The sequence below is a fragment of the Streptococcus sp. 79 genome (genome assembly GCF_013277425.1).
Taxonomy (GTDB): Bacteria; Bacillota; Bacilli; order Lactobacillales; family Streptococcaceae; genus Streptococcus; species Streptococcus pseudopneumoniae.
The window spans coordinates 1-16,941 of the sequence record NZ_VMMW01000011.1 but is presented as its reverse complement, the minus strand read 5'-3'; the positions used below and the strand labels follow the sequence as shown (position 1 = coordinate 16,941).

Sequence of the window (16,941 nt, the reverse complement as noted above, 5' to 3'; positions counted from 1 at the left end):
TATCTTCCTCATAATAAGAGTTATCATCTCCTTGGGAAACAATAGAAATGTCCAAATCTTTCTTTTTAATCTTGCCTTCTTCAAAGAGTTTTTGTTTTTCTGCTCGTATTTTTTCAAGTAAAACTTCGACTGATTCATCATTTGGGTCTTGTTCAACTAATTTTCCTTGCATAGCATATTGAAGAATAGATTTTTTTAGTTTATCTGGAAATTCTTTATCTAGCTGTTCGAGTCTATTATAACTTTTAGCGTACTCATCTACTCTTTCTAAAGCTGATTCGATTGCTTCTACTATTCGTTGTTGTTCGGATAGTGGAGGCAATAACATAGGAACTTCATATTTTAAAAATTTTATTGAAGCTAAATTTTTTATCGCTGAACCTATAGAATGCTCTTTTAGTGTATTAATCAAACTCGTAAACATCCATTTAAAATACTGTGAATCTATTATATCTGAGTTTAACGTAAGTTTTAATAATGCTTGATTTATAACTCCATTATAATAATTTGAAGGTATTTGAAAGATTTCTCCAATAGTACCTGCACAAGATATTAAAATATCTCCTGCTTTTATTGAAAAATTTTTTAAACGTATATAATCACTCTCTTTTAACCAATAGTCTCCATAATCTATAGTTTTTCTTATAGCATTACCTTGTTCATAAACCTTATATGTATGTTCTCCTTTCGGAACAAACATTGACTTTGTTATAGAACTACCAAAAGGACCTCTTTTTATTGAGCCGTCCTCTAATGCACAAATGTCTGGTAAATAAACTATGGCCCATCCTTTAGGTATATTATGTTTAAACTCTTTTATACTTCCATCAGCAAACTTCCCATAATGTTTCTTATGTGCTTCAAGTATATAAAAAGGCGTAAAAATACGCCTATAGATAATGGGGTTGAAATAGGTTTATTGTTGATGAGATTGTAGATAATTCAATTTTTTACTTCCAATCGAATACTTAAAACCTCCACCTTTTCTGCCTGTAATTGTTCATCATAAAATTCAATATCTTCAGGATTTTCCCCTTGGCAACCTCGGTAGAAATATTCTTCCGCTCGATCAGGATTCAAAAATCGACAAGCACAAACAAAACAGTCTCCATCATCATTTATTGAGATAATATAGTAGATTGAAATAAGATGTAAACAAATCGATTAGGAAAGTTAAATTAGTTTCTAGAAATTTTTAGCAGATGTAGTGTACTATTCTAGTCTCAATTTACTATGGCTTCAAATATATCTTTCGAAAAAATATTTACAGATGTGTAATTTTGAAGCTTGCAAAAGTTAGTAAACTTGTAGATTTCGATTTGAAGTAACTTGTTTTCTTGCCCGATATTGTTTTTGAAATTGAATTTTTCCATAGTGACTCCTTAATTTTCTTCTACACGTCTGATGATAAATCTAATTCGCAAAAGAGTCAAGAGGATTTTTCGAAAAATAAATAGCGACCGAAATCGCTATTTTAAGGGTTATAGGTATTTGATGGCTTAGACTGCTGTGTGACTGTTTGCCCTCAGGCAATCTTTCTTCTATATTAGTATTAGTAAAGGTCTAAATAATTATCAATTTCCCATTGTGAAACGAAGGTTGCATAACTTGCCCATTCGATTCGCTTGGCTTCAAGGAAACTAGTATAGATATGTTCTCCAAGAGCCGCTCTGACAACCTCATCTTCTGTCAAAGCTTTCAAAGCGTTGTGAAGAGTTGATGGAAGGTCTGTAATACCAGCTTCCTTACGCTCTTCTGCTGTCATGATGTAAATATTTTCTTCAATAGGAGCTGGTGCTTCGATTTTATTTTCAATACCATGCAAACCAACTTCCAATAGAACTGCCATAGCGATGTATGGGTTTGCCATCGGATCCACTGAACGCAACTCAAGACGAGTTCCCATACCGCGTGAAGCAGGTACGCGCACAAGTGGCGAACGGTTACGACCAGCCCAAGCAATGTAAACAGGCGCTTCATAACCTGGAACCAAACGTTTGTATGAGTTAACCGTTGGGTTCATGATGGCAGTATAGTTGTAGGCATGTTTGATCAAACCACCGAGGAAATGGTAGGCCGTTTCTGACAACTGCATTCCTTTTGGATCATTTGGATCAAAGAAGGAATTGTTTCCTTCTGCATCAAACAAGGACATATTACAGTGCATACCTGATCCGGCAATACCAAATTTTGGTTTGGCCATAAAGGTTGCGTAAAGCCCATGTTTGCGAGCAATGGTTTTAACAACAAGTTTAAAGATTTGAATCTTATCACAAGCACGGAGAACTTCATCGTACTTGAAGTCAATCTCATGTTGTCCAACCGCAACCTCGTGGTGACTGGCTTCTACTTCAAATCCCATTTTGGTCAAGACATTCACAATCTCACGACGTGTGTTGTCCGCAAGATCAGTAGGTGCCAAATCAAAGTAGCCACCCTTGTCATTCACCTCAAGTGTTGGGTCTCCATTTTCATCCAGTTTAAATAAGAAGAATTCTGGCTCTGGTCCAAGATTGAAGGATTTGAATCCTACTTCTTCCATGTGACGAAGAGCACGTTTCAAATTGCCACGAGGGTCACCTGCAAATGGTTCACCTTCTGTTGTATAGACATCACAGATCAAACCTGCAACACTTCCATTTTCATCTCCCCACGGGAAGACTGTCCATGTATCCAAATCAGGGTACAAGTACATATCCGACTCATTGATACGTACAAAACCTTCAATAGAAGATCCATCAAACATAGCCTTGTTTGACAAGACTTTATCTAACTGTTCATCTGTAGCAGGAATTTCGACGTTTTTCATGGTTCCCAAAATATCTGAGAACATGAGACGGATAAAGGTAACATTTTTTTCCTTGACTTCACGACGAATATCTGCAGCTGTGATTGGCATGAGTTTTCTCCTTAAATGTATGACTACTTGCGGTTGCCTAACCGCGACCAAAAGGTGACCGTACTGAAGCAAAGCGACCCTGTTGGAGGAGTTCATTGTGAAGTGCACGACGTACTTCAGTCTGACTAACCGCTTTCTTGGATTTCGCTTCACGTTCAGCATATTTTTTCTTAATGGCAGCGATATTATAACCTTCAGAGATATAATCTTTGATTTCAAGCAGACGATCCATGTCATTCAAGGAATACATGCGACGGTTCCCTTCGTTTCGATCAGGCTTAATCAACTCTTGATCTTCATAATAACGAATCTGACGCGCCGATAGATCGGTCAACTTCATAACACTGCCGATAGGAAAAACAGCCATATTTCGGCGAAATTCTTTTTCCTTCATTTACAATTTCCTTCTTTCTGTCTATTATAGTCTAAAAAAAGACAAACGTCAATTGATAATGTTATAAAATGTAACATTATTTTTCTTTTTTCTCTAAAAAGAGCCGAATACGATCAATATCGTAATTTACGAGAATTGCGACAAAAACTCCCATGAAAGTTTCTGATACACGCGCAAACACGTACAAAATCGTTTCCCCACTCGGGATCGATAGTGTAATAATTAACATAGCTGCTACACCACCAATAACCCCTGCTTTGTTATTCATGGCTACATTTGTCATAATAGTTAACATGGTGCAGATTGGAACAACAACTAAGGTTACCCAAAAGGCTTCGTGGAAAAAACTATTTATTAGGAAGAAAACCAAGGCATAGAGGCCACCGATACTATTTCCTAGAATACGCGAAGTCCCAAAATGGACACTCTTATCAAAACTCTCCCTCAGGCTAAAAACGGCTGTCAAAGCACCAATTTGAAGACCTTTCCAACCAAAAAAGCCAAAAATCAAGAGAACTAGAAAAACAGCAATACCTGTTTTAAAGGTTCGCATACCAAGTTTGAACTGGGATTTATCGAATTTATATTTTTTAAAATAACTCATAATCTCAACTTTCTATTTCCATTTTATCATAAATCGGTGATTTTTATGAGGAATAGTTGAGAGGAAGCGTTTTTATTTTGAGCAAAAGAAAAGAGGAACTTTCACCCCTCTCTTCTTTGATTTGTTTATAAAATCTTATTTTTCTGTCAAGGCTGCAAGTCCTGGAAGAACTTTACCTTCGAGAAGTTCCATTGATGCTCCACCACCGCGTCACAAATACCTACACTAACACAAAAAGGTGACATAGCCACCTTTTTGTTAACGTTTCAGTTTTCTTCCTTTTCTACAAAATCAGGATTTTGTAGAGACTAACGGGCTGAAATTATTTTTCTGTAAGTGCAGCCAAACCTGGCAATACTTTACCTTCAAGAAGTTCCATTGATGCTCCACCACCAGTAGAGATCCATGAGAACTTGTCTGCACGACCAAGGTTGATTGCTGCGGCAGCTGAGTCACCACCACCGATGATTGATTTAACACCTGGTTGTTTCACGATAGCGTCCATCACACCGATTGTACCAGCTTGGAAGTCTGGGTTTTCAAATACACCCATAGGTCCGTTCCATACAACTGTTTTGGCACCAGTCAAAGCTTCGTCAAATTTAGCGATAGATTTTGGACCGATGTCAAGACCAAGGAAGCCTTCAGAAACTGCTTCACCTTCAGTGTCACGCACTTCAGTGTAACCAGCAAATGCGTTTGCTTCTTTTGAGTCAACTGGCAAGATCAATTTACCGTTTGCTTTTTCAAGAAGAGCTTTCGCAACATCCAATTTGTCTTCTTCTACAAGTGAGTTCCCGATTTCGATACCTTGTGCTTTATAGAATGTATAAGTCATACCACCACCGATAAGGACTTTATCAGCTTTTTCAAGCAAGTTTTCGATAACACCAATCTTGTCTGAAACTTTTGAACCACCAAGGATTGCTACGAATGGACGTTCTGGAGTTTCAACTGCTTCTTGGATGTAGGCAATTTCGTTTTCAAGAAGGAATCCAGCAACTGCTTTTTCAACGTTTGCTGAGATACCAACGTTAGATGCGTGTGCACGGTGAGCTGTACCGAATGCATCGTTTACGAAGATACCATCTCCAAGTGATGCCCAGTATTTACCAAGTTCAGGATCGTTTTTAGATTCTTTCTTGCCGTCAACATCTTCGTAACGAGTGTTTTCAACCAAGAGAACTTGTCCATCTTCAAGAGCGTTGATCGCTGCTTCCAATTCAGCACCACGAGTTACACCTGGGAACACAACATCTTGACCCAATTTAGCTGCCAAGTCAGCTGCTACAGGAGCAAGTGATTTACCAGCTTTATCAGCTTCTTCTTTCACACGTCCAAGGTGAGAGAAAAGAATTGCACGTCCACCTTGTTCGATGATGTACTTAATAGTTGGAAGAGCTGCTGTGATACGGTTGTCGTTAGTGATTACGCCATCTTTCAATGGTACGTTGAAGTCAACACGAACGAGGACTTTTTTACCTTTCAAGTCAACGTCTTTAACAGTAAGTTTTGCCATGTTACAAAAACCCCTTTATTTATTTTATTCGAAACTATTATATCACACTTTGGAAATATAAGGAAAGATTTCACAAGATTTTTCGATATTTAATCTTCATCTTCTTTTTTCTGTTTCAATGTCAATGCTAAACTAGCAAGACCAAGGCTTGCCAATCCTGCTATTAGGGCTTCATTGGCATCAGCAGTTCCTGTATTTGGCAATTGTTTGCCTGCTTCTTCTGATTTAACTGCTGTATTTTGGGCTGGTTTTTCTTGTGTAGGCGCTACTGCTGGTTCTGTTTTTACTTTTGTTCCAATTTCAACAATTTCTGGAATCGCCTCTTGGATGACTTCTGTTGAACGAAGACGACGCTGACCGTTTTCATCAACTTCAAAGACATGTCTCAACAGACCATCTCGTCCCTGTATGATGACTCGTTGTTCCCCAACTAGTATATCAGCATTTTCATGCTCTTGACGGTCAAAGGCAACCTTTTCCTCTTGAACTTCCAATTTAGGAGCCTTTTGTTGATCAGAAGCCGGTTGATTAGTAGTTTTTGGAAGGACTATGTTTTGTTGTTCTGGTTTAGTTGAGATAGTAACAAGGTCATTTGCACCATTAGATTCTACTCGTGGTTTCTCAGCAGATTCATAAACAAAGGCATAATGAGTAAAGTGTGGTGCTGTAAAGATAACATGACTATCCGTTTGTTCAAAAGCCAATTCCACTGCCTCTTTGCCTCCAGGTAAGAAGAATACTCTCTTCACTTTCTTATCTTTTTCAATTGGAATTTTCACAATAGAAGCGTAAGAAAGATCAACGTCTTGACCTTTTTCATCTAGACCTTCTATTTCAAAGACATGAGCATCTTCTCCAGCAAAGTATTTCTTCTCTTCAGCACTTGCTTGAACACGCTCTACTTTCAAGCCCTTGATGACAGTCTTCTCTTTATTTGAGAAGTGCACTTCAACACCTGTTTTACTATCAGAAAAGACTGCTAGCTTGTCTTCTTTCAATAAGGCAACCAGATCTTTCAAACTCTGTTTCGCTGTTGCAAGCTCTTCTGGGCTCAAATCTACTTTTTCAACCAAGGCCTTGTTTTTCTCAAGAAGAGGAGCTAGGGCAGAACCTGAAGGATGGTTTGGTTTGGCAGCCAAGAGTTCTTGAGCCTCACCTGTTAAGCGATCAAGTTCTGTCTTTTCTTCCGTAAATTTCTCTTGACCATTCAGAGCTTTATGAGCTTCTGTCAATTTATTAAGACGGTCATTAACCTGATCTTGGGTACTAGTTTCATGGTCTTTCAACACTTGTTCAGCCGCTTCAATTGCTTTCAAGAAGGCTTCTTTTACTTCTGGTGAAGCAAAGTTATAGACCACCTTGTTCTTAGCCACTTCAACTTCTGCTAATTTTTGTTTAAGGTACTCATCGTTCAATGCTGCTTTTGGAGATACCAAAACATCAAAGTTGACTTTATGACCTTGGTAACGAAGCGTCAAGGTTTGACGACCAGTCTTTTGAGCATCGTAACCAGAAATTTCAACTCCCTCATCAGTAAAGGAATGTTCTTCCATGGTGTCATTGCTATAAGCCACTGCAAAGCGTCCTTCAGACAAGTCTAAGCTATCACCAACTAGGTAATCTTTTTTCGGTTCCTGACTTACTTCAATTCTCAAAATAGTTTTCGGACTTGCTTCATCTTGACTAGTAACAGTCACTGACAAATTCGCATTTACTGGTTGTCCCAAGTATTGGAGAGTAAGATTTTGTTCTCCCTTATGATGCGTGTCAAATCCTGATACTGATACACCTGCGTGAGTTAGGCGAATGAGTTCGTCCTCAGCTCCCCCTTCATACTGAACTCGAAGAACACCACCTCTAAGGTCCAAATCCTCCCCTTCGGCGTAGCTTGTTTTCTTAGGCCCTGTCTCTAGGCTGACTGACTTGATTTTTCTGTCATCTTTTGGAACGGAAACTGCTAGGACATTACTAATTTCCTTGCCTGGAAACTGGGTACGATAGTACAGAAGACCAGATTGATTTGTCAAATCCAATGGTGCACTTGCTAGGTCTCCTCCAACTTCGCTCTTCAAGGTTGCAAGCGGAGTTTGAGAATTTGGATTGTCATAAACGGTAATGGTTGCTCCAGCTGGTACATCCGCAAAACCAACCTGTACCTTGTTATTGCCTAGAGAACGGGCTGCAGCCTTGGCCATCGGAATATTGACACTCTCAGTATCAAGCTTTTCATACATTTTCCAGTTATAGATACGAATAGCCTTCCATGGAGTTCCATTGTCAGAAGTGACAACATTTAAGCGCCAATCTTGAGCTGTGATAGGTTTATCAAGGGTAATATCTGTAACATGAGCTTTATTGCCACGGACTTCCTTAGCCAACTTCCATTGACCATCCGCATCTTTATAATAGAGGTCAAAGTCTTTGGTGTTCATCAAACCATCGTTGACAGATTCTCCACCAGCTCCAGCATGATCCATGACCCATCTCACAACACGGCGTGGTTGTGTCAAACGAATATCAACGCTACCACTTAATTGAGAAGAAGACCATTTGTCAGATAGACTGGTGATGGTCCCATTCAACATACCTTCGATACCTTCTCCACCTTCTGTATCTGGGAAGGTACTTCCGATAACAGTAGCCCCTGGAACGATGTTTTCTGCTAGAGGTCTTGGAAGACTTGTGTCTTGGACAGTCATCCCCCACTCAAAGTTTGTAGTTGCTGCTTCAGAACGAAGGCCATTCTTACCAACTGCAACAACCTTCAACTCCTGACTAGTACCAGTCGCACTAGCTGAGCGGCTAACTTTTGGTAGGTAGATCGTAGTTGCAGATGAACCTGTCAATAGGCGCCAAGCATCGCCATCCTTTTCATAGACTTCATAGAAATCAGCATCTTTATGACCAGTAAATTGTACAACTGCTTCCGCTTCTTGGGCATTTTTAAGGACTTGTTTGGCTACAGCTACTGTGGTTGGTGCCTGAGGAGCATCTTGATTATTGCTGATGGTCAATTGCCCCAGGTTAAATTGATAACCTTTTAAGTCTTTGTCATTTTCAAAATAGAGTTTAATACCGTAAATTGTTTTACCTGCCAAGGCGCTCAAATCAAAATCATCGGTAGTCCAGTTATCTGAAACTGTCAATTCTTTACGGGCAGCTTCATCACCGTAGGTATAATCTTTCTTGGTTGCAAATTCTACATAAACCTTGGTCCCTTTGCCTCCTTTGTGGGCAACATGCAATTTTGTTGTATCTGTCACCTTCAAGCGAGTAGAGTACAAATTCACATCTTGCTTGGTCGCACCTGAAAGATCCCCTGCAAATTTAAGAGAAGTTCCACCATTATAAGCATCTTCAAAATCATAGCTTGCTTTCAACTTATCACCAGTTGATTTTTGCCACCAGCGCCATGTTGGAAGAACACCTGAAACTGAACGGTAATTCCACTCAGAATCCTTAGAAACCTTACCATCTACGAACCATTTTCTACCATGACCGGTATTAAAAGAAGTAGTAAAAGTATTACCTACTGCTGGCGTGCGGTCCGCAACTAGATTAGCAATACCATACCAATCTTTGTCACCTGGTTTTTGGCCAGTAGGATCACCTTGGTAACCTGTAAAGAATATATCTTCGTTCTTATGATAGTCTTCGCCTGTCTTGCCAAGACTTGTAATAGTATCTGGCGCAAAGAGACCAAGTGACAAGCGAAGTTTGCCATTTTCATCTAAAAGGGCATCCCATTTCACTTTAGTCTTATAAGAACCACCCTGTTGCAATTCCAATCCTGCAAAGACATCGTACTGGCTACGCTCTAGCCATTTGGCCATAGCTACAGAGTAATCATTCTTCTCTTTGGTCCAGTTAAAGTTAGCAAAGAAGTTGTCTGCTGGAACCTTATCTCCTTCAGGTTGCATGAATTGGTAGTTGTATTCTCCCAAACCATCTTGGTGGTAACGTCCATAGTTATAAGTCATGGCATCGTACCAAGAATACTTGATTGGATGGTTTACCTTAGCAGCATACTCCTTGGTATAGAGCATAAACTGGCGCATCTTTTCTCCAAGAGGTTCAACCAAATCCCCAGTTGTTTCTTGGTTAATGAAATAGCCATCATAGCCATAATACTTGGCCATATCTACCAATTTACGGGCAATTGGAAAGCTACCATCTGCGTCTTGCTTCAAAGCTTCAGCAAATTTTTCTTGATCAGCAATACTATTTGACCAGTTGAAGAAGAGTGTACCATATACAGGAACCCCGTTACGGTGACCTGCATCAATAACGTCAGGCGTTGGTACAAGACCTTCCCAGAAGACCATTGAATCTAGATATTGCCAATAGTCAAAAGCATAGGCCTTGAACTCTTCTCCACCAACAGAAGCGTGGTCTTTTGCTTTAGAATTGGTGTTAGATAGGGCTTGTACTTTTGCTTCCTTACTAGCTTTTTCATTGACCAAATGACCTGTCCGACGTGAAGCGAGGGCAACAGATCCGCGGTTAATAGCGTCATCTTCACGAGCTCCTGGTTCCCATTTCAACAATTCATCCCAAGAATTAAATTTGATTTCCTTTGGTTTTAATGTTTTTTCCGTATTTTTAGGGACATCTGGCTGGACTTCTTTTTCAGTCTTATTAGCTTCTGCTGCTGGCTTAGACTCATCCCCTTGGCTAGTTGCTTCGGGCTTTGCTTCTATTTCCTTTTCAGACTTAGGTTTTGCTTCTGCAGATGGTGTTTCTGCAGCCACCTCACTTGCTTTTTCCTCTGGTTTAGCTACGCTAGCTACTTCTGCGGTTTCAGTAGTTGCAGCTTCATTGCTTGCTGGCGAAGCAGTTTCAGATGCTGTCGCTACTCCTTCTGCCTTTTCTGGCTTATTTTCTCTAGCATGTTCTCCTTCATGCTGCTTGTCAGCTTCATTAGTTGGATGCTCACTCTCTCCTGAAACAAGCTCTGTATTGGTTCCGCTATTTTCAGGAACTGCAGTTTCTTCTGCCAAGGCTGGACTAGCAAATAAAACAGCCCCAATCATCAGTGAGCAAGCCCCTACTGATAACTTACGAATACTGTAACGACAACGTCTTTCAAAAAATGGATTCTTCATTTTCTCCTCCTAAAAGATTGATTTTGTTACGCAAAAGAAAGCACTTAACTTTCTTTGTAAAATTTTTATCCCAATCACAGGGATCAAGATAATCACATTTTTATCCTAAAGCATTTTTTGACAAAAAACAATAGCTGTTTTCACAAATCTAAAATAAGGTTAAAAACTCTTAAAAATAATACACTTATCAAGTATAATTTTCTTTTACAAACTTGACCTTAACACTTGTTAGATTTACTTTTATCCTTTAAAATAGAATAGGAGATATTCCGCGATTATTTTTCGGAGGAAAAAGAAATGTCCATTAATTGGCAGGAAATTTTATTTCACTTTTTAGGTGGTCTGGGGCTATTCTTATATAGTATCAAGACCATGGGAGACGGTTTACAACAAGCTGCTGGAGATCGCCTTCGTTTTTACATTGACAAATATACTAGTAATCCTTTCTTTTGAGTTCTGGTTGGTATTGGGATGACTGCTCTAATTCAGTCTAGTTCTGGTGTAACAGTTATCACAGTCGGCCTGGTCAGTGCCGGTCTCCTAACCTTACGTCAGGCTATCGGAATTGTCATGGGGGCTAATATCGGGACAACAGTCACATCCTTTCTTATTGGGTTTAAACTAGGTGACTATGCCCTACCTATGCTCTTTATCGATGCTGTCTGTCTCTTTTTTACGAAAAATCGGACAGTCAATAATATCGGACGCATCCTCTTTGGTGTCGGTGGTATCTTTTTTGCCCTCAATCTTATGAGCGGTGCAATGGCTCCACTCAAGGATTTACAGGTCTTTAAGGACTATATGATTGAGCTAAGTAAGAATCCTGTTTTGGGTGTCTTTGTCGGTACCGGCTTGACCTTACTGATTCAAGCTTCCTCGGCTACCATCGGGATTTTACAAAACCTCTACGCCAGCAATCTCATTGACCTGCAAGGAGCTTTGCCAGTTCTATTTGGTGACAATATCGGGACAACCATTACAGCCATCATTGCCTCTTTAGGTGCTAATATTGCAGCTAAACGGGTAGCAGGAGCTCATGTTGCCTTCAACGTTATCGGAACAGTCGTCTGCGTTATTTTTCTAGTTCCTTTTACAGCCCTGATTCATTGGTTTGAAGCTACGCTAAATCTAGCACCAGAAATGACCATCGCCTTTGCTCACGGAACCTTTAATATTACCAATACCATTGTCCAATTTCCATTTATCGGAGCTCTGGCTTACTTTGTAACCAAGATTATTCCTGGAGAGGACGAGGTTGTCAAATATGAACCCTTATATCTTGATGAGCATTTCATCAAACAAGCCCCATCTATCGCTCTCGGAAATGCTAAGAAAGAGCTCTTGCATTTAGGAAACTACGCTGCCAAAGCCTTTGACCTTTCCTATAAGTATATCATTGACTTGGATGAAAAAGTTGCTGAAAAAGGGCATAAAACCGAAGAAGCCATTAACACCATCGATGAGCAATTAACACGTTATCTCATTGCCCTTTCAAGCGAAGCTCTCAGTCAAAAAGAAAGCGAAGTGCTCACCAATATCCTTGATTCCTCCCGTGATTTGGAACGGATTGGAGACCACGCGGAGGCTCTACTCAATCTGACTGACTATCTTCAACGTAAAAATGTTGAATTTTCTGATGCCGCCTTGAAAGAATTAGAGGAAGTTTATCGTCAAACTAGTGACTTTATCAAAGATGCTCTGGATAGTGTGGAAAACAATGATATTGAAAAAGCACGCAGTCTTGTAGAACGTCATGAAGCAATCAATAAGATAGAACGTGTTCTCAGAAAAACCCACATCAAACGCCTCAACAAGGGCGAATGTTCAACACAAGCTGGGGTCAACTTTATAGACATCATCTCACACTACACTCGTGTATCAGACCACGCTATGAACCTTGCTGAAAAGGTTTTTGCAGAACAAATCTAAGAACCAAGAAGCTATCCATCATAATTGGATGGCTTTTTGCTTTTTCCTAAGCAAGACTAGGCTGAATGAAACTGAAAGAGTATTCTGCAGATATATAGTATATTGAAACTAGAATAGTACACCTCTATTTCTAAAACATTGTTAGAAATCGATTTGACTGTCCTGAACGATTTATCCTGTTATTATTTCATTTTATTATAGTGGATTAAATTAAAAAAGTATAGTATATTGAATCTATAACAGTACATCTTGACTGCTAAAATATTTCTATAAATTAATTTGACTTTCCTGATAGAGTTGTTCACATCTTATTTCAATTCACTATACAATCCAGTTCCTAAAACTTTGCTAGAAATTGATTTGGCTTTCCGAATTAATTTGTTCAAATTTTATTTCATTTCAATATACTGAAAAATCCATTCACTAGCACAGGGCAAGAGGGAGTCGCTATTGATTTCAACGGTAGCAGGTACATACAGAGGACTCCTACCTCAGATATACTGCAATATCATCGTATGCAAAAAACCTCTGAGATTTTTCTCAAAGGTTCTGATTTTGCTAATTGCTGTTCTCAACCGCTGCAGTAACAAAGGCAGTGTAGAGTTCTTCTGGTCGGTTTGGACGGCTTGACAGTTCAGGGTGATACTGACAAGCTACAAAGAATTTATTTTCAGGAATTTCCACGATTTCTACCAAACGATTGTCTGGAGAAACTCCTGAAAAGACAAAACCTGCTGCCTCAAACTGCTCACGGAAGGCATTATTAAACTCATAACGGTGACGGTGACGGCGTTGCACCACTTCTTGATTATGATAAGCAGCTGCTGCCTTAGAGCCACGTTTCAACTTAGACGGATAAAGCCCCAAGCGAAGGGTTCCCCCCATATCCTCAACATCAATCTGATCACGCATGATATCAATGATAGGGTATTTTGTTTCTGGTGCAAGCTCTGCAGAATTGGCACCTTCGAGTCCTAAAACGTGACGAGCAAATTCGATACATGTCAACTGCATTCCCAAGCAGACTCCCAACATTGGAACATCATTTTCACGCGCATAGCGGATGGCTTGGATTTTCCCTTCTGTACCACGTTGACCAAAACCACCTGGTACGATGATCCCGTCCGCATCAGACAAGAGTTCTGCTACATTCTCTGCTGTCACATCATTGGCATTGACCCAATTGATTTTAACTTCTACATCATTGACATAGCCAGAGTGTTTCAAGGCTTCGACCACTGAGATATAGGCATCTTGCAACTCCACATACTTACCAACAAGGGAAATCTTAACTTGTTTCTTGAGGTTCATGACCTTGTCCACCATGGCTGACCATTCTGTCATATCCGCTGCTGGTGCGTCTAATTTCAAATGGTCACAGACAATTTGGTCCATACCTTGTGCCTGCAAGTTCAGTGGAATTTGGTAAAGATGTTCGACATCCAACGATTCGATAACGGCTTCTGGTGCCACATCACAGAACTGGGCCAGTTTATTTTTAATTCCTTGACCAGCTGGCTCTTCTGTACGAATCACCAACATATTTGGTTGGATTCCCAATCCACGCAATTCTTTTACAGAGTGCTGAGTTGGTTTGGTCTTCATTTCACCAGCGGCCTTGAGGTAAGGAAGCAAGGTTGTATGGATGTACATAACATTATCCGCACCCACATCCGCCTTCATCTGACGAAGGGCCTCTAGGAATGGCAAGGACTCGATATCTCCAACAGTTCCACCAACCTCTGTGATAATGACATCAGAGTCGGTCGTTAGAGCGGCACGCTTGATTTTTTCTTTTAAAGCATCTGTGATATGAGGAATAACCTGAACAGTTGCCCCAAGGTATTCTCCACGACGTTCCTTACGAAGAACTTCACTGTAAATTTTACCAGTTGTCACGTTGGAATATTTGTTGAGATTGATATCGATGAAACGTTCATAGTGACCCAAGTCCAAATCTGTCTCAGCTCCGTCATCTGTCACAAAAACTTCCCCGTGCTGGTAAGGACTCATAGTTCCTGGATCAATATTGATATAAGGGTCAAATTTTTGAATGGTTACTTTAAGACCACGATTTTTCAAGAGACGGCCCAGACTCGCTGCCACAATCCCTTTCCCAATAGACGATACCACACCACCAGTTACAAAAATATATTTCGTAGACATAGATTCCTCTTTCTAAAGTGCTCAAGGTCTTGCTAACTACGTGGGGACATAGAAAACAAGACCCTACTAATAAGAATAATCTGGGACGACTGCACCAGATTCACAACTAATACTCTTCGAAAATCTCTTCAAACCGCGTCAACGTCGCCTTGCCGTAGATATGTGTTCCTGACTTTGTCAGTCTTATCTACAACCTCAAAACAGTGTTTTGAGCAGCCTACGGCTAGTTTCCTAGTTTGCTCTTTGATTTTCATTGAGTATAAAATACAAGAAGATAACTTCTTGTAAAAACAAAAATAGCTCCCTAAGAACTAGGGAGCTCCGACCTCTAAAAGAGGTGCCCGAACAATATGATACCTAAAAATAGGATAATTGTCAATAGCTAACTTTTATTCCTCGATGATTTCAGCATCATCATCTGAAAACTCGTCGTCTTCGTTGAGATCCACATCTTCTCCCAAGTCATCTGGAGCGATTTCGTTGATTTCTGCATCATAAGCTTCCACTTCATTTTTTTCATCATCTGGATTTTCATCATCGTATGAAAGAGCTGGATCTGCTTCGTATGCATCTTCGTCTTCTGGATCATCTGCATTGTAGTCAATGGCATCTGAATCACCATCCATAAAGGCATTGACACGTTTTTTCTTAGCTTTTGGTGCTACTTCATCGTCGTCATTTTCTTCAAGAGCGATGATTTCTTCGTCGATTTCGTCCACACCATACCATGAACGAAGACCCCATTTGTTGTCCCCAAGTGAGATGAAGCTACCGTCAAAGTTCAACTCTGTGTAGAACAAAGGCAAAGCTTCGCGGATATCGCTGTTTGATGTTCCAAGGTAGTTTTGAATTTCATTTACAAGATCGCTAAAATGCATCTCATGATCGCGACCACGAAGTTCCAAGATAGCACGCGCTACCTCAATCATAGATAGTTCACTTTTTTCTTGCCCAGCAAATACTTCTAATTCCAAAGCGTTTCTCCTCATTTATACTACTATCGCCAGAGCAAACAGACTCTGACCTCATTTTATCATTTACTCTTTATTTTACGATAATTTTGCGGAATAGTCAAAGGTTAAGGGGGAGAAAGTGGCAGGATTAGACTAATTCCAATATAAAACTCCTTCCTTTTTCTGTTGCTCCATTTTCCACAAATCCAAGCGACTTGAAACACCTCCTAGAAGCATGATTGTAGGTGTAGATTTCCTTAACTCTCAATTCTTTCCATCCTTTTACTCAAGCAAATTCAATCAAAGCACTTAGAATCTTTTTTCCAAGTCCTCGATGTTGGTAAGCGGAATTCCCAATCACAATGGGGAGATTATCCTGAGATAGTGTAATATCCCCAATTGGAAACCATTCTCCCTTCTCCTTGACTTCAATCCAAAAAGGCTCACCATGCCGATCCAAATAGAAATACATGGCTTCCAAGGTCGCTTGACTGTAAGGAAGCTTCACCCCATCTACGAGGTAAACCAAGTTCACATCCTGATACCAAGCAAAAGCTTCCTCACAATGATTGACCTTATAATAAGGAACAAGACACAATGCACTACCTTTTCAACAAAAGAGTTGCTGCTTGATTAAAACCATCACACCAGTTATACCATTTTGCTTCATACCCATCTTGAGCTAGGATACGATCTTCTAAATCAAAAACAGAGTAAATAGACTTCCTGCAAAACTAGAATCCTAGTTCATGATTGATAATACCAACAATCAAATTCATTCGTAATCCGAAGCGTTTACGATGATTTCGATAGGTTGTTGAAAATATTTTAAACGTTTTCATAGTGAGATGAAATAAGAACAGGACAAATCAATCAAGACAGTCAAATCGATTTCTAACAATGTTTTAGAAGTAGAGGTGTACTATTCTAGTTTCAATCTACTATACTCTGTCAAAAATATTCTCAACCTTGATTCTCTCCTTAGATAGCGCATGGTTACAGGCTTTATCTTCAGCTGTTAGCAGCTTGAGTTTGCTGGATTTCCTCGGAGTTTGCGCTTGAGGATATAGCTTCATGAGCCCTTGATAAGCACTGTCAGCCAAGATTTTACCAGCTTGTCCGATATTTCTGCGACTCATTTTGAACAACTTCATATCATGACAATAGTTCACAGCGAGCTCCAAAGAAACAATTCTCCCTTGACTTGTGACAATCGCTTAAGCCTTCATAGCGTGGCATTTCTTTTTACCAGAATCATTCTCTAATTGTTTTTTTAGAACGATTGATTTTTACTTCCGTCGCATCAATCATTACCGTGTCCTCAGAACTGAGAGGAGTTCTTGAAATCGTAACACCACTTTGAACAAGAGTT

Annotated in this window: 12 protein-coding genes and 5 pseudogenes; 2 read left to right on the top strand and 15 right to left on the bottom strand. The window is 39.8% G+C overall.

What is annotated here, in order from left to right:
* The 3 genes from HT729_RS02995 to HT729_RS11900 form a co-directional block, all read right to left on the bottom strand.
* A partial coding sequence (locus HT729_RS02995) for a restriction endonuclease subunit S (protein WP_240164414.1) occupies positions 1 to 700 on the bottom strand: 700 nt, incomplete at its 3' end.
* Between the two features lie 242 nt (positions 701 to 942).
* A complete protein-coding gene (locus tag HT729_RS02990; protein ID WP_001067594.1) occupies positions 943 to 1,080 on the bottom strand; it encodes a hypothetical protein in 138 nt (45 codons plus the stop codon).
* 143 nt (positions 1,081 to 1,223) lie between these two features.
* Positions 1,224 to 1,373 (bottom strand): hypothetical protein, encoded by a 150-nt coding sequence (locus HT729_RS11900; RefSeq protein ID WP_000410533.1) that lies wholly within the window; start codon positions 1,371 to 1,373, stop codon positions 1,224 to 1,226.
* On the opposite strand from HT729_RS11900, the gene HT729_RS02980 reads away from it, so the two are divergent.
* Complete coding sequence (locus tag HT729_RS02980) at positions 1,338 to 1,457, top strand: hypothetical protein (RefSeq protein WP_001808898.1); 120 nt, start codon at positions 1,338 to 1,340, stop codon at positions 1,455 to 1,457. The genes HT729_RS11900 and HT729_RS02980 overlap by 36 nt on opposite strands.
* A 95-nt stretch (positions 1,458 to 1,552) precedes the next feature.
* On the opposite strand, the gene glnA is transcribed toward HT729_RS02980, so the two are convergent.
* The 5 genes from glnA to HT729_RS02955 all read right to left on the bottom strand — a co-directional run bounded on the left by glnA (position 1,553) and on the right by HT729_RS02955 (position 10,521).
* On the bottom strand, positions 1,553 to 2,899 hold the full coding sequence (glnA, locus tag HT729_RS02975) for a type I glutamate--ammonia ligase (RefSeq protein ID WP_055349657.1): 1,347 nt from the start codon (positions 2,897 to 2,899) through the stop codon (positions 1,553 to 1,555).
* 37 nt (positions 2,900 to 2,936) lie between these two features.
* Positions 2,937 to 3,293 (bottom strand): transcriptional repressor GlnR, encoded by a 357-nt coding sequence (glnR, locus tag HT729_RS02970; protein WP_000659548.1) that lies wholly within the window; start codon positions 3,291 to 3,293, stop codon positions 2,937 to 2,939.
* Positions 3,294 to 3,369: 76 nt separating this feature from the next.
* Positions 3,370 to 3,897: an aromatic acid exporter family protein gene (locus HT729_RS02965; RefSeq protein ID WP_000119914.1), complete on the bottom strand. Its 528-nt coding sequence runs from the start codon at positions 3,895 to 3,897 to the stop codon at positions 3,370 to 3,372.
* A 322-nt stretch (positions 3,898 to 4,219) separates the two neighbouring features.
* Positions 4,220 to 5,416 (bottom strand): phosphoglycerate kinase, encoded by a 1,197-nt coding sequence (locus tag HT729_RS02960; RefSeq protein ID WP_001096743.1) that lies wholly within the window; start codon positions 5,414 to 5,416, stop codon positions 4,220 to 4,222.
* A gap of 89 nt (positions 5,417 to 5,505) precedes the next feature.
* Positions 5,506 to 10,521 (bottom strand): bacterial Ig-like domain-containing protein, encoded by a 5,016-nt coding sequence (locus HT729_RS02955; RefSeq protein WP_172926163.1) that lies wholly within the window; start codon positions 10,519 to 10,521, stop codon positions 5,506 to 5,508.
* A 297-nt stretch (positions 10,522 to 10,818) separates the two neighbouring features.
* Here HT729_RS02955 and HT729_RS02950 point away from each other — a divergent pair.
* A pseudogene (locus tag HT729_RS02950) lies at positions 10,819 to 12,450 on the top strand (Na/Pi cotransporter family protein).
* Between the two features lie 558 nt (positions 12,451 to 13,008).
* Here HT729_RS02950 and HT729_RS02945 read toward each other — a convergent pair.
* The 7 genes and pseudogenes from HT729_RS02945 to HT729_RS02920 all read right to left on the bottom strand — a co-directional run.
* Positions 13,009 to 14,616 (bottom strand): CTP synthase, encoded by a 1,608-nt coding sequence (locus tag HT729_RS02945; RefSeq protein WP_000105243.1) that lies wholly within the window; start codon positions 14,614 to 14,616, stop codon positions 13,009 to 13,011.
* A gap of 128 nt (positions 14,617 to 14,744) precedes the next feature.
* Positions 14,745 to 14,870 (bottom strand): hypothetical protein, encoded by a 126-nt coding sequence (locus tag HT729_RS12350; RefSeq protein ID WP_050315417.1) that lies wholly within the window; start codon positions 14,868 to 14,870, stop codon positions 14,745 to 14,747.
* 135 nt (positions 14,871 to 15,005) lie between these two features.
* Positions 15,006 to 15,590, bottom strand: coding sequence for a DNA-directed RNA polymerase subunit delta (gene rpoE, locus HT729_RS02940; protein ID WP_000418403.1), 585 nt, complete (start codon positions 15,588 to 15,590; stop codon positions 15,006 to 15,008).
* 127 nt (positions 15,591 to 15,717) lie between these two features.
* Positions 15,718 to 16,167: pseudogene (locus tag HT729_RS02935) on the bottom strand (GNAT family N-acetyltransferase).
* A gap of 4 nt (positions 16,168 to 16,171) precedes the next feature.
* Positions 16,172 to 16,294, bottom strand: a pseudogene (locus tag HT729_RS02930) (chromosome partitioning protein ParB); the annotation flags it as partial.
* Between the two features lie 9 nt (positions 16,295 to 16,303).
* Positions 16,304 to 16,411, bottom strand: a pseudogene (locus HT729_RS02925) (IS5/IS1182 family transposase); the annotation flags it as partial.
* A gap of 102 nt (positions 16,412 to 16,513) precedes the next feature.
* A pseudogene (locus tag HT729_RS02920) lies at positions 16,514 to 16,941 on the bottom strand (transposase family protein); the annotation flags it as partial.